The sequence below is a fragment of the Vagococcus xieshaowenii genome, assembly GCF_004792515.1.
GTDB lineage: Bacteria > Bacillota > Bacilli > Lactobacillales > Vagococcaceae > Vagococcus_A > Vagococcus_A xieshaowenii.
Genome location: NZ_CP038865.1, coordinates 520,115 through 543,602 on the forward strand (window position 1 = coordinate 520,115; position 23,488 = coordinate 543,602).

At 36.3% G+C, this 23,488-nt stretch carries 36 protein-coding genes; all 36 read left to right on the forward strand.

The genetic code is table 11. The annotated features are described in order from the left end of the window. Positions 1-4: 4 nt before the first annotated feature. Positions 5-232 (forward strand): hypothetical protein, encoded by a 228-nt coding sequence (locus E4Z98_RS02515; RefSeq protein WP_135254285.1) that lies wholly within the window; start codon positions 5-7, stop codon positions 230-232. Then, complete coding sequence (locus E4Z98_RS02520) at positions 229-666, forward strand: RNA polymerase sigma factor (protein ID WP_241856715.1); 438 nt, start codon at positions 229-231, stop codon at positions 664-666. The genes E4Z98_RS02515 and E4Z98_RS02520 overlap by 4 nt, the downstream gene beginning before the upstream one ends. A 139-nt stretch (positions 667-805) precedes the next feature. After that, the gene (locus E4Z98_RS02525; protein WP_135961167.1) at positions 806-1,564 is read left to right on the forward strand and encodes a TIR domain-containing protein; all 759 of its coding nucleotides are present in this window, start codon (positions 806-808) and stop codon (positions 1,562-1,564) included. Between the two features lie 243 nt (positions 1,565-1,807). Beyond that, positions 1,808-2,137, forward strand: a complete 330-nt coding sequence (locus tag E4Z98_RS02530; protein WP_135254286.1) for an HNH endonuclease — start codon at positions 1,808-1,810, stop codon at positions 2,135-2,137. A gap of 139 nt (positions 2,138-2,276) precedes the next feature. Then, positions 2,277-3,506: a phage portal protein gene (locus tag E4Z98_RS02535; protein ID WP_135254287.1), complete on the forward strand. Its 1,230-nt coding sequence runs from the start codon at positions 2,277-2,279 to the stop codon at positions 3,504-3,506. Further along, positions 3,506-4,267 carry a hypothetical protein gene (locus tag E4Z98_RS02540; protein WP_135254288.1) on the forward strand — a complete coding sequence of 254 codons (762 nt, stop codon included), beginning with the start codon at positions 3,506-3,508 and terminating at the stop codon, positions 4,265-4,267. The genes E4Z98_RS02535 and E4Z98_RS02540 overlap by 1 nt, the downstream gene beginning before the upstream one ends. 11 nt (positions 4,268-4,278) lie before the next feature. Then, a complete protein-coding gene (locus E4Z98_RS02545; RefSeq protein ID WP_135254289.1) occupies positions 4,279-4,467 on the forward strand; it encodes a hypothetical protein in 189 nt (62 codons plus the stop codon). Positions 4,468-4,478: 11 nt separating this feature from the next. Beyond that, positions 4,479-4,742 (forward strand): DUF6275 family protein, encoded by a 264-nt coding sequence (locus E4Z98_RS02550; protein ID WP_135254290.1) that lies wholly within the window; start codon positions 4,479-4,481, stop codon positions 4,740-4,742. Positions 4,743-4,933: 191 nt separating this feature from the next. Continuing rightward, complete coding sequence (locus tag E4Z98_RS02555; RefSeq protein WP_135254291.1) at positions 4,934-6,343, forward strand: DEAD/DEAH box helicase family protein; 1,410 nt, start codon at positions 4,934-4,936, stop codon at positions 6,341-6,343. 76 nt (positions 6,344-6,419) lie between these two features. Next, the gene (locus E4Z98_RS02560) at positions 6,420-6,896 is read left to right on the forward strand and encodes a capsid assembly scaffolding protein Gp46 family protein (RefSeq protein WP_135254292.1); all 477 of its coding nucleotides are present in this window, start codon (positions 6,420-6,422) and stop codon (positions 6,894-6,896) included. Positions 6,897-6,900: 4 nt separating this feature from the next. Then, positions 6,901-7,791, forward strand: a complete 891-nt coding sequence (locus E4Z98_RS02565; protein WP_135254293.1) for a phage major capsid protein — start codon at positions 6,901-6,903, stop codon at positions 7,789-7,791. A gap of 68 nt (positions 7,792-7,859) precedes the next feature. Further along, on the forward strand, positions 7,860-8,093 hold the full coding sequence (locus E4Z98_RS02570; RefSeq protein ID WP_209316299.1) for a phosphoenolpyruvate synthase: 234 nt from the start codon (positions 7,860-7,862) through the stop codon (positions 8,091-8,093). Further along, positions 8,093-8,404, forward strand: coding sequence for a hypothetical protein (locus E4Z98_RS02575; protein ID WP_135254294.1), 312 nt, complete (start codon positions 8,093-8,095; stop codon positions 8,402-8,404). Before E4Z98_RS02570 ends, E4Z98_RS02575 begins: the two co-directional genes overlap by 1 nt. 4 nt (positions 8,405-8,408) lie before the next feature. Next, complete coding sequence (locus E4Z98_RS02580; protein ID WP_135254295.1) at positions 8,409-8,801, forward strand: phage Gp19/Gp15/Gp42 family protein; 393 nt, start codon at positions 8,409-8,411, stop codon at positions 8,799-8,801. After that, positions 8,794-9,132 carry a hypothetical protein gene (locus tag E4Z98_RS02585; RefSeq protein ID WP_135254296.1) on the forward strand — a complete coding sequence of 113 codons (339 nt, stop codon included), beginning with the start codon at positions 8,794-8,796 and terminating at the stop codon, positions 9,130-9,132. Before E4Z98_RS02580 ends, E4Z98_RS02585 begins: the two co-directional genes overlap by 8 nt. Next, on the forward strand, positions 9,125-9,364 hold the full coding sequence (locus E4Z98_RS02590) for a hypothetical protein (protein ID WP_135254297.1): 240 nt from the start codon (positions 9,125-9,127) through the stop codon (positions 9,362-9,364). Before E4Z98_RS02585 ends, E4Z98_RS02590 begins: the two co-directional genes overlap by 8 nt. 1 nt (position 9,365) lies before the next feature. After that, positions 9,366-9,701, forward strand: a complete 336-nt coding sequence (locus E4Z98_RS02595) for a hypothetical protein (RefSeq protein WP_135961168.1) — start codon at positions 9,366-9,368, stop codon at positions 9,699-9,701. An 11-nt stretch (positions 9,702-9,712) separates the two neighbouring features. After that, the gene (locus E4Z98_RS02600; RefSeq protein ID WP_135254299.1) at positions 9,713-10,279 is read left to right on the forward strand and encodes a phage tail tube protein; all 567 of its coding nucleotides are present in this window, start codon (positions 9,713-9,715) and stop codon (positions 10,277-10,279) included. A gap of 68 nt (positions 10,280-10,347) precedes the next feature. Continuing rightward, positions 10,348-10,605 carry a hypothetical protein gene (locus E4Z98_RS02605; protein WP_135254300.1) on the forward strand — a complete coding sequence of 86 codons (258 nt, stop codon included), beginning with the start codon at positions 10,348-10,350 and terminating at the stop codon, positions 10,603-10,605. A gap of 11 nt (positions 10,606-10,616) precedes the next feature. Then, positions 10,617-10,988, forward strand: a complete 372-nt coding sequence (locus E4Z98_RS02610; RefSeq protein ID WP_135254301.1) for a DUF5361 domain-containing protein — start codon at positions 10,617-10,619, stop codon at positions 10,986-10,988. Beyond that, positions 10,989-13,289, forward strand: coding sequence for a phage tail protein (locus E4Z98_RS10160; RefSeq protein ID WP_241856717.1), 2,301 nt, complete (start codon positions 10,989-10,991; stop codon positions 13,287-13,289). Positions 13,290-13,372: 83 nt separating this feature from the next. Next, positions 13,373-13,657: a hypothetical protein gene (locus E4Z98_RS10120; RefSeq protein WP_210410156.1), complete on the forward strand. Its 285-nt coding sequence runs from the start codon at positions 13,373-13,375 to the stop codon at positions 13,655-13,657. Then, positions 13,641-14,375 carry a phage tail family protein gene (locus E4Z98_RS02620; RefSeq protein ID WP_135254303.1) on the forward strand — a complete coding sequence of 245 codons (735 nt, stop codon included), beginning with the start codon at positions 13,641-13,643 and terminating at the stop codon, positions 14,373-14,375. The genes E4Z98_RS10120 and E4Z98_RS02620 overlap by 17 nt, the downstream gene beginning before the upstream one ends. Next, positions 14,375-15,877, forward strand: a complete 1,503-nt coding sequence (locus tag E4Z98_RS02625) for a phage tail protein (RefSeq protein WP_135254304.1) — start codon at positions 14,375-14,377, stop codon at positions 15,875-15,877. Before E4Z98_RS02620 ends, E4Z98_RS02625 begins: the two co-directional genes overlap by 1 nt. Next, the gene (locus E4Z98_RS02630) at positions 15,858-16,649 is read left to right on the forward strand and encodes a hypothetical protein (RefSeq protein WP_135254305.1); all 792 of its coding nucleotides are present in this window, start codon (positions 15,858-15,860) and stop codon (positions 16,647-16,649) included. The genes E4Z98_RS02625 and E4Z98_RS02630 overlap by 20 nt, the downstream gene beginning before the upstream one ends. Before the next feature lie 3 nt (positions 16,650-16,652). Next, the gene (locus E4Z98_RS02635) at positions 16,653-17,156 is read left to right on the forward strand and encodes an Ig-like domain-containing protein (RefSeq protein ID WP_135254306.1); all 504 of its coding nucleotides are present in this window, start codon (positions 16,653-16,655) and stop codon (positions 17,154-17,156) included. 3 nt (positions 17,157-17,159) lie between these two features. Continuing rightward, complete coding sequence (locus tag E4Z98_RS02640) at positions 17,160-17,600, forward strand: hypothetical protein (RefSeq protein WP_135254307.1); 441 nt, start codon at positions 17,160-17,162, stop codon at positions 17,598-17,600. A 10-nt stretch (positions 17,601-17,610) separates the two neighbouring features. Continuing rightward, complete coding sequence (locus E4Z98_RS02645; protein ID WP_135254308.1) at positions 17,611-18,024, forward strand: hypothetical protein; 414 nt, start codon at positions 17,611-17,613, stop codon at positions 18,022-18,024. 11 nt (positions 18,025-18,035) lie between these two features. Next, the gene (locus E4Z98_RS02650) at positions 18,036-18,308 is read left to right on the forward strand and encodes a hypothetical protein (RefSeq protein ID WP_135254309.1); all 273 of its coding nucleotides are present in this window, start codon (positions 18,036-18,038) and stop codon (positions 18,306-18,308) included. Positions 18,309-18,310: 2 nt separating this feature from the next. Continuing rightward, on the forward strand, positions 18,311-18,424 hold the full coding sequence (locus E4Z98_RS10245) for a CD1375 family protein (protein WP_280529210.1): 114 nt from the start codon (positions 18,311-18,313) through the stop codon (positions 18,422-18,424). Between the two features lie 37 nt (positions 18,425-18,461). After that, entirely contained in the window at positions 18,462-18,578 is a 117-nt protein-coding gene (locus E4Z98_RS10250) for a CD1375 family protein (protein WP_280529211.1), read from the forward strand. Positions 18,579-18,640: 62 nt separating this feature from the next. Beyond that, positions 18,641-18,847 (forward strand): BhlA/UviB family holin-like peptide, encoded by a 207-nt coding sequence (locus tag E4Z98_RS02655; protein WP_135254310.1) that lies wholly within the window; start codon positions 18,641-18,643, stop codon positions 18,845-18,847. Positions 18,848-18,859: 12 nt separating this feature from the next. After that, on the forward strand, positions 18,860-19,198 hold the full coding sequence (locus E4Z98_RS02660) for a phage holin, LLH family (protein WP_135254311.1): 339 nt from the start codon (positions 18,860-18,862) through the stop codon (positions 19,196-19,198). Between the two features lie 49 nt (positions 19,199-19,247). After that, complete coding sequence (locus E4Z98_RS10290; RefSeq protein WP_342353557.1) at positions 19,248-20,300, forward strand: DUF5776 domain-containing protein; 1,053 nt, start codon at positions 19,248-19,250, stop codon at positions 20,298-20,300. A gap of 560 nt (positions 20,301-20,860) precedes the next feature. Continuing rightward, on the forward strand, positions 20,861-22,642 hold the full coding sequence (locus tag E4Z98_RS02670; protein ID WP_135254313.1) for an oligopeptide ABC transporter substrate-binding protein: 1,782 nt from the start codon (positions 20,861-20,863) through the stop codon (positions 22,640-22,642). A 125-nt stretch (positions 22,643-22,767) separates the two neighbouring features. Beyond that, positions 22,768-23,478, forward strand: coding sequence for a ribonuclease III (gene rnc, locus E4Z98_RS02675; RefSeq protein ID WP_135254314.1), 711 nt, complete (start codon positions 22,768-22,770; stop codon positions 23,476-23,478). Positions 23,479-23,488 lie beyond the last annotated feature (10 nt).

The window sequence follows — 23,488 nt, forward strand, 5'->3', positions numbered from 1 at the left end:
CAAAATGAACTGGAAAGCATTCTTTGAAGAACTTCAGCAATTAATGAATGACTCAAACGATAAGATGACTCAATATCCATTGGTATCTGAAGAGTATTGGGTGTGGTTCATTAACGAAGTGGGATTAATTGCTAAGAAGTATAATGATCATCCACTAGTCTGGAACTTTTTAAATAGCTTGGTGGATTTTCAAAATGATAATTATAAGCAGGTCGTGAACGAAGGAAGGTGATTGTGATATACGAATGGGTAAATACTATAATAGATCTTGATAATCAAATTTATGAACTGGAGATAGCTATTAGTATTAATAGTAAGGAATTATCAAGGTGGGAAAATTATATTGATATGGATGGTGATTTAGCCAAACATCAAACTTTTTTAACTGCCATTCAAAAGCAATCAAAATTAAAGGAAGTGTTGAGGGATTTGAACGAAAGACTAAAAAAACTCGAAAACGAAAAGGCTGAAATAGTAGAGTTAATTGATAAGTTCCAAGGGCTAGAGCAATGTATTTTAAAGAAGAAATATGTTGAGGGATTAACTTTAGAATCTATAGCGGATGAATTAGGTTATAGTTTATCTTACATTAAGAGTAAGCACGCTGAACTAATGAGAATCATTCGTTTTAACAAAAAAAGTATAGTACGTACAGTACCAAGATAGTACCGACATCTTGATTTTAGCGTGGTATATTAGTAGTGTAGTAAATTGCATACGAGACAACTCCTTTTTTCCTCCATCGTTTTTCGGTGGAGGTTTTGTTATAATGTAAATACAATAAAATAAAAAAGGAGTATTTTTTATGAAAAATGAAAAATATCATTATCCATATGATATAGTTTGTAAAGAAATTTTAAACGGAAGATTAAAGTTTGAAGAACAACCTAATGTAAGCCCGTTAAAAGCGCTAAATGATTTAAAGAAAAAGGTTGCATTACTAAAAACTATAGTAAGCAGAAACGATTTTCCAACTCAGACTGAAAATTTTTTGGAAATATTATCTAATATTAATCTAAGCGGTAGAGATTTAAGTACGACTCGGTTACATACTGTCATGGATATCCAAGTTAAAGAAGAATTGGCTTTGAAATATGATGAACTAGAATTTATTGGGAAGTCACTGGCTAATGACTATTATCAGTTATGTTTTAGAAGTGAGGAAGAAGAACCTGTTAAAAAAACTGAAGAAAATCCTGTTAATAAAAATGAAATAAAGAATATTTTTATTGTCCACGGTCATGATGGGGAAATGAAACATGATGTTGCGAGAACTATAAAAAATCTAAATATTAATCCAATAATCTTGTCTGAACAGCCAAATGGTGGTAAAACTATTATTGAAAAATTCGAAAGCAGTTCTGAACATATTGATTTTGCTATAGTGTTGGTTTCAGGTGACGATATTCAAAAAGACGGAAAAATAAGAGCTAGACAAAACGTTATGTATGAGTTAGGTTATTTCTGTGGGAAATTAGGTAGGAATAGGGTCTTAATTTTGAATAATAAAAAAAAACGGCGATATAGAAATACCCTCAGATTTGTATGGGGTACTATATATTGAATATTTACCTGAAAATGATTCTTGGAAGTTACAATTAGTAAGAGAGTTAAAAGATATTGATGGTAATATAAATGTTAATTTATTAGTGTAGCACTCACTTATGTGGGTGTTTTTATTTTATCAAAATATAGAATAGGGAGAAAATTTTTATGGGAAATATCATATTATATTCATTTAAATCATTGCTTAAGAAATTTATTATTACTATTACTAGATATATTAAATTAATAAGGTAATGAAACTATGACTAGAGCAGACAGACAAGGCGCACACCGCGTTGCATTTGAGAAGAATAGGAAGAGAATACTAAAGACAGAGAACACTTGTGGCATCTGTGGTAAGCCAGTGAACTTACAATTAAAAGCACCGGACCCAATGAGCCCGACTGTTGACCACAAGATACCAGTTGCTAAAGGCGGACACCCGTCAGCTATAGAGAACCTACAGCTAGCTCACTGGACTTGTAACAGACAGAAGTCAGATAAACTTTTCAATAATATTAAAGAAGAACCGAAAGTGTTAGGTAATCGGAACCTTCCAAAAAGCATAGATTGGACGTTGTATAAAGGTTAATTTATTTTAACCTTTTTTCTTTGGTCTTTTTTTGGAAGGGGGGGAGGGGACCCCCTGGGCGGTCCTCTCGTCATTCATGCCGTTTACTGTACATTTTTTCTCGCGCGACTTCGTGTGGGAGCTGAAAGGAGCTGAAATAATGAGTAAAACAGGTATTGAATATCTACGTAAAAAACTGTCAATGCACAGTAATAGAGTAGATATGCGTTATAAACAGTATTCAATGAAGTACAATGATCCATCTGTTGGCATAACCATTCCACCAGAAATTAGAGCACGCTACAGAGCGGTGTTGGGGTGGTGTGCAAAGGGAGTTGATAGTCTTGCAGACCGCTTAGTTTTTCGTGAATTTCAAAATGATGATTTTGAGGTTAACGAGATTTTTGACGCTAACAACCCGGATATATTTTTTGATAGTGTAGTGCTATCTTCACTGATAGCATCATGTGCATTTGTTTATTTATCAAATGATGAAAACGAACAAGTTCGTTTACAAGTAATTGAAGCAAGCAATGCAACAGGTGTACTTGACCCAATCACAGGCTTGTTAACTGAAGGTTATGCAGTGCTTGAACGTGACGAAGAGGGAAAACCAAAGATAGAAGCGTACTTCATACCGGGTAAAACTGAATATTATGTTGATGGCAAATATCAAACAAGTATCCTCAATAATGTAGCTTATCCGTTATTGGTACCGGTGATCCATCGTCCGGATGCTGTCCGGCCGTTCGGACGTTCGAGAATCACGCGAGCCGGTATGTATTATCAAAAATACGCGAAACGTACGCTTGAACGAGCGGACGTTACAGCGGAATTTTATTCATTCCCTCAAAAATATGTGTTGGGATTGAGTAATGAAGCGGAGCCGTTAGATTCATGGAAAGCAACTGTATCAAGCATGCTTCAGTTTACTAAAGATGATGAAGGTGATAGTCCTAAGTTAGGTCAATTCACGACTTCTAACATGTCACCATTTACAGAACAATTGAAGACCGCAGCCGCTGGTTTTGCTGGTGAAAGTGGTTTAACGTTAGATGATTTAGGTTTTGTATCGGATAACCCGTCAAGCGTTGAAGCAATTAAAGCAAGTCATGAAAATTTACGACTTGCTGGGCGTAAAGCACAACGGTCATTAGGTACAGGCTTGTTGAATGTGGCGTACATTGCAGCATGTTTGCGTGATAACTTCACCTACAACCGTAGTTTATTTGTTAAAACTAAGCCTAAGTGGGAACCGCTGTTTGAAGCAGATGCATCAACATTGACCATGATTGGTGACGGTGCTATCAAACTTAATCAAGCTATTCCTGGTTTTGTTGATGGTGAGACAATTCGTGATTTAACAGGAGTTAAAGGAGCTGATGTCTAATGTACGAAGAAGAAGACATTGTGCCGGGACTGTTAGAGCTGATTGAATCAGAATTTGATGAACGAACGTACAATAGTGAGAAGTTAAAAAATGCGTTGAAGTTACTAAAAAACAAGCAAGCAAATTATAAGACAGCTAATGAGTTTGCGATTGAAATCGGCGAGATACTATCAGACGTTTTGAACGTTCACGTTACAAGCGAAGTGTTACCGGGCGGTAAAATGCACTTCAATATTGCGGATAGAGTCATGAATGTAACGCTTAAAAAGAATCACGAGCTAATCGCTTCATTCGCTAAAGACGTTCAAACTGAACTCAATCATCAAGCGGGTTTAAAACTAAAAGGTCAAAAAGCACCCCTTAATCAAGATAGAATTGATGGCCTAGTAGATAAGCTGTCAAACGCTGATAGTTTTGAAGATGTGAAGTGGTTGCTTGATGAACCAATCATTAATTTTAGTCAAAGTATCATTGATAGCACTGTTAAAGAGAACGTTGAATTTCACGCTAAAGCGGGGTTAAAACCTAAAATTAATCGTGTAGCACGGTTTGAATGTTGTGAATGGTGCCAACGATTGCAAGGAATTTATGATTACAAAAATGCACCAGATGATGTTTACAAGCGTCACAGACGTTGTCGCTGTAATGTTGAATATGATCCACAAAAGGGCAAAGTCCAAGATGTATGGTCTAAACAGTGGATTGACCCAATGGCTGAAACTAAGAAGATTTTAAGACAGTCACTTAATTCAAAGAAATAGGAGAGATAGAAATGAAAAACAAGACATTAATTATTTATTTTAAAAATGGTACTACAGCTCTTTTTCAAAATGTTGAAGAATTGGAGTTAATTGATGACACTTATTTATCATTTAAATATTTTGGTCAAAGTACACAAGTTAAACGTAAAGCAATATTTGTAACTAACAACATTGCGTGTTGGGCAGAAGAAATCAGTTAGGAGGAAAAAAGATGAATCATTCGGAGTTTATTAATAAGTGTAAAGAATTAGTGGCAGAATATGCTAATAATCATTTAGATGTTACCGATAAAGCAAACATTACAACAGATAATGTGTTCGTGGTCTGGTCATGTAAGACTTTACAAAATAGCAAAGCGTTGCTAAGTACTACGTTATCAGACGGTATGTATTATGAATGTACGTTAAATGGCGATAAGAAAGAAATCTATTTTGATGCCTACAAAAAATGGGAAAACAAAGTAATTAAAGTCTAACAACGACTAAGGAGTGGTAATCATGAAAGATGATAAGCTCAAACGTTTTTTACTGTTACTTTATAAAATTGGATTAGATTTAAAAAAGGAAAATGACAATCCCGACATGGGTAGAAAGTGAAGGTGGTCCTAATATCTCCCAGCGATAGGGTTATCATGCATGTACTAAACATACGATTGGAGGGATAGGATTGACCACTAAAAAGAGATATGGCAATCAACGCCCAACACAATCGGTAGTTTTACCATACACACAAAGTTTGTATCAAAGAGCTGTAGATGTATACGAAAAAACTGGTTTAAGTTGTCATGAATGGCAGAAAAACTTGCTTAAAGACATTATGGCGGTTGATGATGACGGACTTTGGGTTCATCAAAAGTTCGGCTATTCAGTGGCACGTCGTAACGGTAAAACAGAAGTTATCTATATAGCTGAAATGGATGCGCTTGAACAAGGGTTAAACATATTGCACACGGCTCACAGGATTAGTACGTCCCATGCTTCATATGAGAAAGTAAAAAAGTATCTCGAAAAAAGTGGGTATGTTGAGGGCGAAGATTTTAACTCAATTAAAGCTAAGGGCCAAGAGCGATTAGAACTGTATCATTCAGGTGGCGTTATCCAGTTTAGAACTAGAACGGGTAGCGGTGGTTTGGGTGAAGGGTTTGACATGTTGATCATTGATGAAGCGCAAGAGTATACGACAGAACAAGAGTCAGCGCTAAAATATACGGTAACGGATAGCGATAACCCAATTACTATCATGACAGGGACACCACCAACGCCAGTATCAAGTGGAACGGTGTTTATGGACTTTCGAAAAACTGTTTTATTTGGGAAAAGCGAAGATTTTGGTTGGGCTGAATGGTCTGTTGACGAAATGAAAGACATCAACGATATTGATGCCTGGTACGAAACTAATCCAAGTTTGGGTTACCACTTAACCGAACGTAAGATTAGGGCGGAGCTTGGTAATGATGAACTTGACCACAATGTGCAACGTTTAGGTTATTGGCCGAAATACAATCAGAAGTCAGCAATTAGCAAAGTTGATTGGGACGCTTTAAAAGTCAATGCATTACCAACGCTTGTTGGTCCGTTGTCTGTCGGTATCAAGTACGGTAACGACGGTAAAAATGTGGCTATGAGTATAGCAGTTAAGACGTTATCCGGGAAGATATTTGTTGAAGCGATTGATTGCCAATCGATTAGAAATGGCAAGCAGTGGATTATTAACTTTTTACGTGATGCGGATATTGCACAAGTAGTGATTGACGGACAAAGCGGTCAAAGTCTATTGGCTGCTGAAATGAAGGACTTCAAAATGAAAGCTCCTATCTTGCCGAAAGTTGCCGAAATAATTAACGCCAATTCAGCTTGGGAACAAGCGATTTACCAAAAAACGATATGTCATAGCGACCAACCGTCACTATCTCATGTAGTCACTAACTGTGACAAGCGTAACATTGGCTCAAGCGGTGGGTTCGGATACAAATCACAGTTTGAAGATGTAGATATTGTGTTAATGGATAGTGCTTTATTGGCACATTGGGCTTGTGCTAATGGCAAGACCAAGAAAAAACAAAAAGTAAGGTATTAGACGGCTATTTCTAGTCGTTTTTTTAATACATAAAATTACCGTACTGTCGGGTTAAACAGGGAAAGGAAGTTATATCATGTCAGAATTTAAAATTATTGAAACACAAGAAGATTTAGATAGAATCATCAACGCACGTTTAGCACGTCAGAAAGAGACACTAGAAAAGCAGTTTGGTGATTATGATCAAATCAAAACACGCAATGCGGAACTTGAGAACGAAGTGACTAGCTTGAAAACTGCCATGGAAGAAACAAGCGCAGCTTCAAAAACTCATGAACAATTAGTAGCAGATTTAGAATCAAAAATTGCAGGATACGAAAAAGCAAGTATTCGTCAAAGAGTTGCATTACAAAATGGATTGCCAATCGAATTTGCGGACCGTTTAGCAGGCGAAGATGAAGAATCAATTAAAGCCGACGCTGAACGCTTATCGTCATTTTTCAAACCGTCACAACCGGTAGCACCACTGAAAAGTGTTGAGCCTAATGTACAAGAAGATGAAGATGCTGATTTAAGAAAAATGTTACAAAATTTAACTAACAGAGGAGAATAAGATTATGGGAACAGTACAAACAAGAAATGAATTATTTACACCAGAAAGAATTGCAGGGATGATCAACAAGGTTAAAGGGCATAGTACGTTAGCTATTTTAACTCAACAAGAGCCGTTAGCATTCAATGGTAATGAAGTTTTTAATTTCACCTTAGATAAAGATATTGACCTTGTAGACGAAAGTGGAGCTAAATCAGCTGGTGGAGCTACTATTGAAAAAGTAAAAATGATGCCAATCAAAGTAGAATATAGCGCACGTTTTTCAGATGAAATGTGGTTTTCTGGAGAAGAAGCACAATTAAATATTTTAAAAGAATTTACAGAAGGATATGCTAAAAAATTGGCTCGTGGATTAGATTTAATGGCGCTTCATGGTGTGAATCCTAGAACAAAAGAAGCTTCTGAATTAATTAATTCTAAAAGTTTTGATAGTGTTGTTAGTCAGACTATTGTGTATGATGCTGAAAAGGTTGATGATGTATTAGAAGATGCTATTTACTTGATTAATGGCTCTAACGGAATTAGTACAGGTATTGCTTTGTCACCTTCTGCAGGGCGTGATTTATCAAAAATAACTGTAAATGGTGTGCGTCAATATCCTGAATTTAGAATGGGGAATCATCCAGACAATTTAGCGGGTATGAAGATTGATATTAACGAAACAATTTCTGCTGTTGGTAATACTGAATTATATGTAGGTGACTTCGCTAATGCAGTTAAGTGGGGATATGCTAAAAACATTGGGTTACAAATCCATACAGCTGGTGATCCGGATAATAGCGGCCGAGATTTAGCTGGTCATAATGAAATCTTATTACGCTCTGAAACATATGTTGGATGGGGAATTTTAGATTCTAATAGTTTCGCACGCGTTATCAAGTCTGAAACACCCTAGTGAGCCCTTAGCGGATGAAGCTAAGGTTGATGTTAGTAAATTAGTGAATTAATAGGAGGAATAAACACATGGCTTATACACCAAATACATGGGAACCACAAGATGTTATTACAAGCGAAAAATTGAATAATATTGAGCAAGGAATTGTTAATGTTGAGTTAACGCCAGGACCTAAAGGAGATAAAGGTGACGCAGGTCCACAAGGCGAACAAGGACCAGCAGGTAAAGATGGTGTGGTAACACAAGAGCAATATGACGCGATTATTGCACGTTTAGATGCTTTAGAGGGAGGTACTGCTTAATGAAATACAGAAACTTAAAAACAGGGGCTACTTTTAGTAGCTCTTGTGTTGTTTCTGGTGGCGATTGGGTAGAAGTTACCAATGAAGTTAAAATACCAGAAATCACAAAAGAAGAAGTAATTGAAGTACCTCAAGAAGTTGAAGAAGTACCTCAAGAGGTTGCTGAAGAAGTCGAAGAAGCAACAGATGATGAAGCATATAATGCAATCAACATTAAACAAATTAAACAAGAATTAGATGCATTTGGCGTTGAATATAATCCAAGAGCTAAGAAAAAGGAGCTTTACGATTTAATGATGAAAGGGAAGTGATTAGATGGAACCTTTCGCAAGTGTTGAAGATTTAGAAAGTTTGTGGCGTGAATTAAAAACGTCAGAAGAAAAACGAGCAGAACAATTGCTTGTAGTGGTGTCGGATTCGTTACGTGCTGAAGCGGATAAAGTCGGTAAAGACTTGGACAGAATGATTGCTGAAAGTCCGCCATATTTCACGAATGTTGTGAAATCGGTAACCGTTGACGTGGTGGCTAGAACGTTAATGACTTCAACCGACCAGGAGCCAATGACTCAAACGACTGAGAGCGCTCTTGGCTATTCTTGGAGCGGTACTTACCTATCGCCAGGCGGTGGCTTGTTCATTAAAAATTCAGAACTCAAGCGATTAGGATTGAGAAAACAGCGTTACGGGGTGATTGATTTTTATGGCTAAAATTAAAGGTATCACTGTCACGCTGATCAATCGCAAACAAACAGGAGTTGACCCGTTCGGTAATCCAATTTTTGAAGATGTTGAAATACAAGTTGAGAATGTGCTGGTTAGCCCAACATCATCAGAAGACGTGGTTAAACAGCTTGAATTAACTGGTAAAAAAGCTGTTTACACGTTAGCTATTCCCAAAGATGATACGAACGATTGGGAAGATTCAGAAGTCCGCTTTTTTGACAAAACGTGGCGCACGTTCGGTATTCCACTTGAGGGAATTGATGAGTTAATTCCTCTTGATTGGAACAAGAAAGTAATGGTGGAACGATATGAGTAAAAAAACACGTTTTAAACTGAACTACAAAGGCGTAGGCCAGCTAATGAAGTCCGCTGAAATGCAAAGCGTTTTAGAAGAAAAAGCTAAAGCTATTAAAAATCGATGTGGCGAAGGTTACGAACAAGATGTATTTGTTGGTAAAACGCGTGCAAATGCAATGGTTAGTGCTAAAAGCTACAAAGCAAAAAAAGACAACAGCAAAAATAATACTATATTGAAGGCGTTGAGGTAAATTGATTGAAATCACGATTAAACAGTTTTTAGACGGTCAAATGTCTGTTCCAGTTTTTCTCGAGAAGCAAAGCAATTCACCAAAACGCTTTATTTTATTTGAGAAAACGTCAGGAACAAAGAAGAATCACATTAAAAGCGGTACGTTTGCTTTTCAGTCATACGCTGAGTCAATGTATGAAGCTGCTACACTCAATGAAGAGTTAAAAGAAGCAATTGAAAATATGATCCAACTAGACGAAATCAGCAACATATCCCTAAATAGTGACTATAATTTTACAGATACAGAAACAAAACAATATCGTTATCAAGCGTTATTTGATATCACATATTATTAGGAGGTTTTACAATGACAGATGCAAAAAACGTAACAACAGCAAAACCTAAAGTTGGTGGTGCTATTTATTCGGCTCCACTTGGTACAATATTACCAACTAACGCTTTAACGGAATTAGATGATGTTTATAAAAGTTTAGGATATATTTCGGAAGATGGTATGACAAACTCAAATTCACCAAGTTCTGAAAATATTAAAGCGTGGGGCGGTGACGTAGTAGCGTCAGTGCAAACAGAAAAAGAAGACACGTTCGCTTACAAGTTGATTGAAGCGACTAATGTGGACGTTTTGAAAGAAGTTTACGGTGATGATAATGTTACTGGAGATTTAGAAAATGGTATTGAAATTAAAGCTAATTCAAAAGAATTAGAAGAGCATGTAATTGTTGCTGATATGGTGTTAAAAGGTGGTATTTTAAAGCGTATCGTTTTACCAAGTGCTAAAGTATCAGAAATTGGTGAAATCAGCTATGGTGATGCTGATGCAGTTGGTTATGAAACAACTGTTCAAGCAATCGCTGATAAAGATGGTAATACTCACTATGAATATATTCAAAAACCACAAGCTACTGCACCCTAGTGAGCCCTTAGCGGATGAAGCTAAGGTTGATATTAGTAAATTAGTGAATTAATAGGAGGAATATACACATGGCAAAAAAATTAACAAGTTCAGGGTTCGCTTATGTATTAGAAAAAGAGAGATTAGATAATTACGAATTACTTGAAGCTATCAGCGAAATTGAAGAAGATCCTACAGTTGTACCAAAAGTAATTAAGTTATTGCTTGGTAAAGAGCAAGCACAAGTGCTTAAAGACCATGTTCGTGACGAAAAAGGTTTTGTTCCAGCTGAAAAAATGATGGCAGAGCTTCAAGAAATATTCGAAACTCAAGCAAAAAACTCTTAGCCCTTGCTGGAATGATAAAGTTTGATGAAGAAGCATTAATATGCGACTTAGCTGAAACTTATAATATATACGATTACAGACAGTTACCTCTTACTAAGGTAGCTGTCTTTTCTTGTGGTTTACGCGATAACTCACGTATCAAAATGAAGATGAGTGGCCAACAAGTATCACTTGATACATTACTGTTGGCTAACGTCAGCGACAAATTAGGCTTATTGGTATGGTATAAGACGAAAGACGCTCAGAAGGGTGCTAATCAACCAAAATCAATGGTTGAGACGTTGACCAACGTGAAAACTGAAACCATAAGAAAAGAACTCGTATTCGATTCTGGTGAGGAGTTTGAAAAAGCAAGACAAGCATTAATCAAAGGAGGTGGATAGATGGCAACAGAATTAGGTCAAGCGTATGTCCAAATTATGCCCTCCGCAAAAGGGATAAGTGGTTCAATTCAAAAACAATTGGATCCAGAAGCAACATCAGCTGGTAAAAGTGCCGGGTCAAAAATTGGAACCGGTATTAAGATAGCAGCAATAGCAGCGGTAGCAGCTGCAGGTGTGGCAATTGGTAAAGTAATATCATCATCAATTTCAGAAGGAGCTAAGTTAGAGCAATCGCTGGGTGGTATTGATACCTTGTTCAAAGATAGCGCTGGTAAAGTTAAGAAATATGCAGATGAAGCGTATCGAACAGCAGGATTGTCAGCAAATGCTTATATGGAGAACGTTACTGGATTTAGTGCAAGTTTATTACAATCAATGGGGGGCGACACTGAAAAAGCAGCTGATAAAGCAAACATGGCAATGGTCGATATGTCAGACAATGCGAATAAAATGGGAACGAATATAGGCGATATTCAGAACGCTTATCAAGGGTTTGCAAAACAAAACTACACCATGTTAGATAACTTGAAGCTTGGGTATGGTGGTACTCAAGAAGAAATGAAACGGTTATTAGCAGATGCGACTAAAATTAGTGGTGTGAAGTATGACATGAGTAATTTAGCAGACGTTTACGACGCAATTCATGTTATTCAAGGAGAATTAGATATTACTGGCACGACCGCAAAAGAAGCCGCTGAAACATTTAGCGGATCATTTGCTGCTATGAAGGCTTCATTGCAAAACGTATTAGGTAACATGGCTATAGGTGCTGATTTAACTGATTCACTTAATGCATTAGCTGAAACCACTTCAACGTTTCTATTTGGGAACTTCATTCCAATGGTAGGTAATATTTTAAGTGCTTTACCTGGTGCAATTGCGACGTTTTTTAAAGCAGCTGCTCCTATGTTTGTTTCTGAAGGTAAAAACCTTTTATCAAGTTTAGGGATTGGGATTACTTCTGGAACAGCTGGATTATTCAGCAGTGTGTTATCAGCTCTAACACCAATTAAAACAGCCTTTCAGACAGTATTTGGACAACTTCCCGGACTGTTCCAAACAGTCGTAAATGCTATTCAACCAGTAATTACTACTATCGCTAATGGTTTTGCCAAACTTGATTTTAGCGGACTTCAAACGCTTATATCAGCGATTATCCCGGCAGTTCAAAGTGGTTTTCAAACTATGATGGGGATTGTTGGTCCGGCGATTGATACAGTAGTTAATTCGTTTGTAAAAATGTGGAATGCTATTCAACCTTTAATATCTATTTTAGCAGGTGCATTAATGCCAGCTTTTCAAGTATTTGGGTCGTTCATAGGTGGGATTTTCAAAGGGTTGCTTTTAGGTATTTCAGGTGCATTTGACTTAGTAACTACAGCAGTTACGTGGTTAACCCCAATATTTAATTTTTTAGTTAATGCATTTAAAGCATGTGCTCCAGCTCTAAGTACAGTAGCAGAATGGGTGGGCGTAGTGATTGGATTCTTTGCTAACTTCGGTTCAGCAGGTAACGGATTAAAGGCAATCATTACAAGTGCTTGGGCAAATATAAAAACAGCTATTTCGTTAGCTGGTAGCGTGATTGGGTCAGTAATTAATGTCATTAAACAAATTTTTAGTTCACTAGGTTCGGCTGGTGGTACCCTTAAAAGTATTCTAAGCGTTGCCTGGAACGGTATTAAGACAGTTATATCAGTTGTTAGCAATACTATTAAAACGATCATTAATATAATTAAATCGGTATTTAGTAGTCTAGGAAGTTCAGGAAACATTTTGAAGGGAATTCTTACCACAGCTTGGAATGGAATCAAAACAGTTATCTCTACTGTTAGCAGTGCCATTAAGACGATTATTAATACTATTAAGTCAGTATTTAGTGGTTTAGGTTCAGCTGGTAATGGATTAAAAGGCGTATTAAGTGCAGCTTGGAACGGTATCAAATCTATTATATCAGGTGTGGCTGGTGGAATTAAATCTGTTATTAGTGGAATAAAATCAGTATTCAGTGGACTAGCGTCAGCTGGTAACACGTTAAAATCGGGCATTTCGTCAGCTTGGAATGGTATGCAATCAGCAATATCAAGTGTAGCGGGTGGAATTAGTGGAATAATTGACGGAGTTAAAAATACATTTAACAGCTTGAAAAATATCAGTTTAAGTGGCGCTGGTTCGGCTATTATGGATGGCTTTTTAGGTGGATTACAATCAGCTTACGGTAAAGTTCAAGATTTCGTTGGGGGATTGCCGGTTGGATTAAAGATCATAAAGGCCCTATTGAATACGATAGAAAGTTATTAATTCCCGCAGGTTCAGCTATTATGGGAGGATTTAATGAGAGTTTAAAAATAAATTTTAAAAAAGTTCAAAAGACAGTTGGGGGTATGGCAGACGGATTGAACAGTACGTTTGATTTAACTGCACAAATGGCAGTTGATTCAAATAATAGCCAAGCTAGAGGCTTAGTAGCACAACTTGAGACTCCTCAGGTAGATAGTAATGCAAATATCATTCGGGCGATTAAATCAATCAATGAACGTCCAATTATTGCACAAGCGATTGTTGACGCAGAAAGTTTCAATAAAGCTAATGCGCCATATCAATCAGCTCGGCAAGCAAGACGTTCACAAGCATTAGAAAGGGGGTTAGCTCTTGACACTCAACTTTAATAAAAAAGTGTATGGTGTGTATTTTAACGGTCATCATTCAACTGATTTTGGATTAGATGCTTTAGACGATAAAAAAGTTGGTTTTCCATCAAAAAGGAAATTTCAAGTGCAGCCTCTTTTTTCTAATGAAGTTTTGGACTTTTCAAACGTTAGCGGTGATCAATTATTTGATGAGCGAACATTTGAAATGTCTTTTTATTTGATTGACAATCGATTAAAAACTAAAGAAGGTATGTATCGTGTGTGGACTAAAGTGGTTAACTGGCTAATGTCAGCACCGACTAAACAACCGCTTTATGATGATGTCATGCACAATTATTACTACTTAGGGGAAGTAGTGGACGAACCTAGTTTGGAAGAGTTTATATCAAGTGGCATCTTAACGATAGCCTGGCAGTGTTATCCATTCCGAATCTCAGCACTTGCTGAAGGCAATGATATTTGGGATACATTTGACTTTGAATTTGATATTGCACAGCATACCAAGTTTGAAATTAAGGGAGCTAATGAAATAGTTTTGTATAACTTGGGAACTCAGAGCGCTAGACCAGAATTGAAAACTTCTAGCAACATGACCATTATCAAAGATGGTCGACAGTTTGAAATAGGGTTAGGGATTACTAAGTCACACCAATTCCAACTGGTGCCAGGCATTAATAAAATGACAGTTAAAGGTAATGGAACGCTTGAGATATTATGGTATAAGGAGTTGATATAATGTACAGCGTAATTTTGAAACAAGCTAATTCAGATAGTTCAACAGAAATACACTCTCCGTTAGTCAACTCTCAAAAATTAGATGATGCGAAAATAAACAAAGCAGTCGATTCAATCGATAGCTTTGTTTTTTCTATTTATCAGAATCATGCTAATTATTCAGAATTAAAATCGTTCACCTCACTAATTGAAGTGATTAATACTAAGTTGAACCAATCAATTTTCAAAGGACGTGTACTTTACGAAGAAGATGGCACAAGTTCGGACGGTTTAACCAGCAAAACAATCACTTGCGAAGGTGAACTTGGATTCTTACATGACTCATATCAACAATGGGGAAAATGGCAGAATATGTCACCAGAGCAATTTTTTAAAAAGTTAATTGATGTTCACAATGGACAGGTGGAGTCTTACAAGCAATTTAAAGTTGGTAGGGTGAATGTGACTAATTCAACTGATAACGTCTACAGATACACTGCTGATGATCAATCAACTTATGACACAATCAAAGACAAGTTGATTGATAGATTAGGCGGAGAGCTTCAGATTAGATATGAGAATGGCGTTCGCTATCTTGATTACTTAGTGGAAGTTGGAGAAGTCGGCAATCAGTCGATTGAATTAACAAAGAATTTGATGTCTATTAGTAGAGCTGTGGATCCGTCAGACATCATTACAGTGCTGAAACCACTTGGTGCACGTATCGAAAAAGATGACGATAACACCGACGCGTCACAGCCTAGAATTACCATATCCGACGTTAACAATGGCAGTCCTTATTTACGTGACGAAACGAAAATAAAGCAGTTTGGGTTAAAGGTTGGCGTTCAGGTGTGGGATGACGTCAATAAAGCGGATACCTTAAAAACTAAAGGGAATGACTTCTTAAAAACGCAAAAAACTGCATTAACTCAATATCAAGTAGATGCGATTGATCTTTCACCACTTATGCTAGTTGACAGTTTCCAATGTGGTTGGAAGTATCAAGCGATTAATCCGTTGATGGGTCTAAACGAACAAATAAGGGTAGTTAGCCAGTCGATTGATATTAACGATGTGACTAAGTCTAGTCTGTCGATTGGCGACAAGTTTCTAACACAAGAACAATACAATCAAAAAATTCTATCACAAGCTAAAGCTGCATTGAGCTTGGCTAGTGAGCAATCAAATTATGTTCAAGGCTTAAGTTCAACGATTCAAAATACCCAGAATCAAGTGCTAGAGTTAAATGAATTAGTGAATGTTGGAAGTACACAAGTCAGCTCACAGATTCAAGAAATTATGGACAGTTTGAACGATATTGTTGGGACAATTCCTTCAGCTGAAACAATAGCAAGTTTAATACAAACACAAAATTTGTTTGATGAATTTAGACAAACACAATATCTAATCAATCAAAATCAAGCAACAGTCAATGATAACCAATACATGCTTAATGCTGACTTTGAAACGAGATTACAATTACTAGAAGGTGGTGAAGAAGTTGAACAAAGCAAACGTTGAGTACAAAGATCCTACACCAAATAATTTTCCAGATGACTATGACAGAAATAAAGTAGATGGACGTGTAATCGTTAGAAGTAACGCTATCGCTAATAAGATGTATGGAATTGATACACGTGAAGCAATGGTACAAGGGATAGAAATCGGTGCAACAATTGCTCAAGAGGCGGTTGATTTTTCTCATCAAACAGGAGAACGCCAGACAGAAGTAGAAGAGAAGTTTAATGAATTGAATCAGCGTTATGATGAACAAATTGCTGGCAACACAGATATCGATGAGGTAATCGACGCTAGATACTCTGATATTACGAATATCACCTTTACAACACTTAAACGACGCTTAGATTATTCTGATAACGCTATTTATTGGCGAGTACCAAGCGGGTTTAAATTTATGATAGCTCATGATTCAGAGTATCAACCAGAAGTAAGCGTGACTGCTTATAAGAATTCTATCGGCACAGAAGCTAATGGTTTAGATACAAGCGAGACATTTGGTGGTGATACTATTACAGAAGTTCCCACCTATGTAACTCACGACAGACAATTAACCACTGTAGAAATGCCTGAAGCGTTCACACTAATTGGAGAAATCATCGTTGTGAACAAAAATACACTTTTGATTATCCAAGAGGAAAACGTCTTATGCTTTACAGTTAATAGCACGACAATCATTAGCGGTTCATTCGATAACAATATTAATGCACCAAAAAATTTACAAATAAAAGGATTATCAGACACATCTGTTGGTCTTTTTTGGGAAAGAGGGTAAAAAATGGCAATATCATACAAAATTTATCAAGATGATGTGTTTTTAAAAGAAGTCACAGAGTTAACAGCAACTATTACAGATTTACAACCTAACACGAAATACACCTTTCACGTCACAGAATTTGATGGAGTAGACGAAAGTGGCAAATCGAATGTCGTTGAATTTACAACAGGTACGATTGCTGTAGAATCAATCACACTTAATGCAACAGAACAATCCATTAAGAAAGGTGAAACGTTCCAATTAACCGCTACTATCACACCAGAAGACGCTACGGACAAAACAATTACATGGACGTCAAGTGATGAAAAAGTTGCAACAGTATCTAACACAGGTTTAATTACTGCTTTATTAAGTGGTTCAGCAACTATTACTGCTTCAACGTCAAATGGTAAAACTGCAACGTGTGCATTGACTATTACACCAGTTATTAAAGTACCAACTGAATTAACAGCAACAAACGTGACTGCTACAAGCGTTACATTAGGTTGGAAAAAAGGGGTGTAGCTTATGAGCTACAACATTTATCAAAACGATATACTTATCGCTACAGTTGATACCCTCACACACACTTTAAACGGATTACTTGCAGGCACGTCCTATAAGTTTGAGGTGACTGAAACTGACGGGGCGGACGTTAGTAGTAAGTCTAATTCAGTTTCAGTCACAACTAATGGCGTAATAACCATACCTTCAATTAACGAAATTGAGGGTATTTATTTTTCCACAGATTCAATCGGTATTGAGTTAGATGGGTTCGATACAAGCGGACAATTCGGTGGGACAGAACCTATAAGAATAGAAGTTTTAGCTACTAATAAAACTACAAGTAGTCAATCATTCGAAGTAGCGATTCAGTATCACATGAACAATCAGAAAGCAGAACTGGTTGAAAATAAACACTACTTAATCATTGATGGTAATAAGTCAATGATAATAAAAATGAAATGAGGTAGAAAGAATGGAAAAAATTTATCGCGGTATGCAAAACGGGGCTGAAACGATTAACGCTAACTTTGAAGAAATTGGTGGATTAAAAGTTATCACCCCTACACTAGAAACTGGATTTACCAAATTTTCAGATGGGCAAGCGCCGAGATTACTCATCGTTGGTAGAAGTGTTGAGTTACAAGGAGCAATTAAAAACAGTTCAATAATTAAAGCAGGTTCATCGATTACAGTAGGAACTATCCCAAAAGAATATGCGCCAAAAGGTATGAAGGATACGGTAAACCAAGCAAGTAGTAACTTTGAATTTAACCTAACAGTTGACTACACTGGAGCAATTAAAGTTAGTCGTTATAGAGACAGTGGGTTTGTTGATATGGGCGTGGACACGTGGATCACATTAAGTAGCAACTGGCTTATCGGATAGGAGTGGAAAATATGATTACAATTTATAGAAAACTTGAAGATGGTAGCATTGAACAAAAATTTATTTTAGAAAACGAAGAGATTCCGTTCGGTTGGACAACAGATTATGATAGTTTGGGTGTTGAAGAGCAACTTTCAGATGTTGAGCTGTTAAAAAAAGAAAATGAAGCATTGAAATCAGAGTTAGCAGAAACTAAAGCTACGTTGCAAAAAACGGATAAAGAAGTATTAGATATGCAACTGGCAGTTACTGATATTTATGAAATGGTACTAGGAGGCAATTAAGAATGGTAAGTATTTATGTCGCTTTAATTAAGAAAGGACAGAAAACAATTGAGGAAATTCCGGAAAACATTAGAGAAGAAGTGCAAGCAATCTTGGATGCAGAAAATGCGTCATAAGATTGCTTTTTATTTACTGAGAAAGGAGGTAACGACCATGGCAGTTATTTACGCAACGTTAATCATTAAAGGTAAAAAAACATTGGAAGAAGTGCCAGCTTTAATTCGTGAAGAAGTAAAAGAAATTTTAGCTGATTTAGAAGTGGAAGTGTAGGGTTTGCGAGAGGGCTGTTCAATTGAACGCTCCTCTTTAATTTTTAGATGACGAGGTGACGTATGAATGAAATAACAGAGTTGGTATTTAACAATGCAGGAAATATTTCGTTTGCTGTACTTTTTGTACTATTGCTCGTTTGGGTTATGAAGAAGAATGATGAACGAGAAAAAAGGTACCAGAAAATGATTGAAGATTTAACTTCGGCAGTTAGTGATATGCAAGCAATAAAATCTACCGTAGACAAAATTCATGAAAAATTAAACTAGGGGGAATGTAGTATGGAAGCTTTACAGGGAGCAGTATTAAATTTATTAGCGGTAATTATCACGTCAATTTGTGGTGTAGTAGCAAAGAAAATTACTTCTTATTTAAATCAAAAGGGAGTGATTGCTACTATCCAGGCGAAAGAAGCAAGCGTGATGATTGCAGTTGATGCCGTTGAGCAGATTGCACGGAATGAAGAAGTGCCAAGTAAGTTTAATAAAGCAAAAGACATGGCCATTAAATTCTTGGCTGAACAAGGGATTACAGTGACTGAACATGAAATTGATACATTGATTGAATCAGCAGTGGCAGAAATTAATAAGAATGTAAAAGATGAATTAAATCAAGGGTAGCTAAATGGCTGCTCTTTTTATTTTTGGTAAATGAAAGGGGAAATTAATTATGGTAAAGATTGAAAGAAAAATTAGAGCGGGGTTACCACAAGTTGGAGTGACTCCTTATGGCCAAATTCATGCACACAGTACGGGAAACCCAAATTCTACAGCTCAAAACGAGGCGGATAATCAAGTTAACAATAAACCAGAGGCTTTCTTTAGTCATGTGGTAGGCAATGGTCGTATCATCCAAATAGCAGAAGTCAATCGAGGTTTCTATGATGTTGGCGGTGGTTGGAATGCTTGGGGATATGCTGCGGTTGAATTAATCGAAAGTCATAAAACGCAAGCTGAATTTGATAAAGATTATAAAATCTATGTTGATTTACTTCGCCAATTAGCTAAAGAAGCAGGACTTCCTATCAAAGGTGATAGTGGAAACACTGGAATTATTACCCATGATTACGCGCGTCAACACCAACCAAACAACGGAACAGACCATGTTGATCCATACAAATACTTAGCTAAGTGGGGCATCAGTAAAGCTCAATTCAAGAAAGATGTTGAAAATGGGATAACGGGTGGTTCAACAGGTGGCAACACTGGTTCAAACGATTTCAACATTAACAACTATCACACAACTAAGTTTGCTCAAATTGAATTGATTAAAGAAGATTGGGCGTATAAAGAAGTTGGTCTTAAAAATAAGAAAGAGAAATGTAAGAAGGGAACTATTTTAACTGTGGTGGGTATTGAATATAGTGGCAAATATCCAGGATTCAAGCTTAAATCAGGTCTTTATATCACCACACGTAAAGACACCGTTAAAGAGTACAAAAAGGCTTCTACAAGTAAGCCGACAACTCCAGCAACTGCTAAATGGGTAGCTGAGAACGGAACATTTATTTTGGGTCAACAATTACCACTGACAGCTGATTATTCGGGAAATGGTAAACTGATTGCTAATATTGCTAAAGGCCAAGCAATCAAATATAATGCTTATCTAAATGATGGCAAGTATATTTGGATCCGTCAAAAACGTGGTAATGGTTATGGCTACATGGCAACCGGAAATGTTAAGAACGGTAAGCGTTCTGATTACTGGGGAACGTTTAAATAGATTAGGATAGAGTAAAGTAGAGTAAATAAAAAACACTCAATCTAATGAGTGTTAATAATTCGCTTGCTCTATTTTTTGACGTGCTTTTTGACTCCCTTTTGACCTCGAATAGCAATTTGAAGTGATTAGTTATTTATGCGAAAATGTTGTTAAATCAATAAATAAACGCTTAAAAAGTGTTACTGTTTTTCGGAAATTGGAACACCGTGAAACTAAATAATAGTTACTAATAAGAGCTAGAAGCCAATAAGGTTTCTAGCTCTTTTTTTATAAAAATATAATATTTATTAGAGTTATCTCATTTAAAGGCTGTTTTTCAATTAGAATCGATAAAAATATTGATAAATATCACTATATTTATTGTACTTAAATAGAAATCTATTGATTGATTTATGTTTCGGATCATTGCTATTACAAGGTTTTATATCTTGTTTAAATTAAAATAAGAAAAAGATTAAAAAAATCTCATTTTACCTATTGAATATATTATGAGAATAAGGTAAGATTGTCTTATCGAATTTTAATCATTCAATTGAATAGGCAATAGGGGGAGATTTAATATGAAGAAAAAGAACATTTTAGGTTACGTATCAATTGTGACACTATCAACACTAGCTTTAGCAGCTTGTGGGAGTACAGATAAAGGCGCGGATAAAGAAAAAGACAAAGATGCGCAAGCGCAAAGTGTTTTACCAATTTCAGTAGCAAATGAAGCAGATGCTATCGATGGACAGACATTAGAAGTTGGCGTTGTAATGGATACACAATTTAAAGGTTTGTTTTTATGGGAGTTATATCAAGATGCCTATGATGCTAGATTCATGGAGCCATCTCATCAATCGTTATTCTCTACTGATGAGGACTTTGTTATTACGAATGATGGTATCGCTGGTTTAGCATTAGATCAAGAGGCTAAAAAAGCAACAATTACTATAGAAAAAGATGCTAAATGGTCAGATGGAGAACCATTAACAGCAGATGATATTATTTATCCATACGAAATCATTGGACACAAAGATTACACAGGTGTACGTTATGATGATACAATGACAAGAATCGTCGGTATGGAAGAATATCATGATGGAAAAGCCGATACTATTTCAGGAATTAAGAAAGTTGACGACAAAACAGTCGAAATTACCTATAAAGAAGTAAATCCAGGTATGTTACAAGCAGGTGGAGGTGTATGGTCATATGCTGCACCAAAACATCAATTAAAAGACATTGCGATTAAAGATTTAGAATCTGCACCAGAAGTACGTAAAAATCCAGTAACATTAGGACCATACAAAATGTCTAAAATCGTAGCGGGTGAGGCTGTAGAGTATGTTCCAAATGAATTCTACTACGAAGACACAGCTGGATTAGATAAAATCGTCTTTACAGCGGTACCGTCTGCTTCATCAGTTGAAGCTTTAAAAGCCAAAAAATATGACTTTATGTTATCAATGCCAACAGATACTTTCCCATCATATGAAAAAATTGAAGGCTATGAAAACTTAGGCCGACAAGAATTATCATATACATATATCGGATTTAAATTAGGTAAATGGGATGATGAAAAGAAAGAAGTTGCCACAGATCCAAATGCTAAAATGGCGGATAAAGCACTACGTCAAGCAATGGGCTACGCGATTAATAACGATCAAGTAGGCGAGAAATTCTACAATGGTTTACGTACCAATGCTTCAACATTGATTCCACCAGTATTTGGCGGATTCCATGATACAGCAATTGAAGGATATAAAGAAGATAAAGATAAAGCAAAGAAATTACTAGCCGATGCTGGATATAAAGACACAGATAAAGATGGCTTTGTAGAAGATAAAGACGGTAAACCACTAGTAATTAAATTTGCATCAATGGATGGTGGCGAAACAGCTCAACCATTGGCAGATTACTATGTGCAAGAATGGAAATCAATTGGTTTAAATGTTGAATTATCAACAGGTCGCTTAATCGACTTCCAATCATTCTACGATAAACTACAAAATGATGATAAAGAGATTGATGTTTACCAAGCAGCTTGGGGAACAGGTACTGACCCATCACCATCTGGTTTATATAGCCGTGTAGCACAATATAACTATACTCGCTTCTCTAGTGAAGAAAACGATAAATTATTAGAAGCTATTGATTCAGCTGACTCATTTGATCCAGAAAAACGTAAAGCAGCGTTCTCTGCATGGCAAGAATATGCTAAAGAAGAAGCGTTTGTTATTCCAACATTATACCGTAATGAAGTATTACCAGTTAACCAACGTGTAACAGGTTTAGATTGGTCTAATAACAACTATGATTTATGGGCTAAAGTTGGTGTAAGTGAAGACGCTAGAAAATAATTTATAAGAAAGGAAAGCTTATGCTTTCCTTTTTTTATGCTTAATATAGAGAGAATTATTTCAAAAATACTAGAAAAGAAGTATAATGAAAGAGTATGTAATTTTATAGAAAAGGACAGGATGTCATGAATGAAAAACTAATTAGTACGCTAAGAGAGAAGTATCACATTACTTTTACGGAGAGTATGTTATTAGAACAAGCATTTACTCATTCATCTTATGTAAATGAGCATCGCAATTTGAAACAAAGTGATTATGAACGATTAGAGTTTTTAGGAGATGCAACGCTAGAATTATTGATATCTGAATTTTTGTTTAATTGGTATCCGGATTTTCCAGAAGGTAAATTAACAAAGATTCGTGCCACTATTGTTCGTGAAGAAAGTTTAGCTAAATTCGCGCAAGAATGTGGATTTGATCAATACATTCGTCTAGGTAAAGGTGAAGAAAATTCTAACGGGCGTCAACGTCCAGCGTTATTATGTGATCTATTTGAAGCCTTTTTAGGAGCCTTACTATTAGATCAAGGATTAGAAGCTGTTAAAAACTTTTTAGCAATCGTCGTTTTCCCAAAAATCGAAGCGGGTGTTTTTTTACATGAGATGGATCATAAGACCAATTTACAAGAAATATTACAAAAAAACGGTGATGTTTTAATCAGCTATGAATTAGTAAAAGAAGAAGGACCCGCGCATGAGCGCGAATTTTATGTTGCCGTGAAATTAAATGATGAAGTGATTGGCCAAGGAAAAGGGAAATCTAAGAAAAGTGCTGAGCAAGAAGCAGCACATCAAGCCATTCTTAACTTATCCGCACAGGAGTCAACTCAAAAGTAATCTGTTGAAA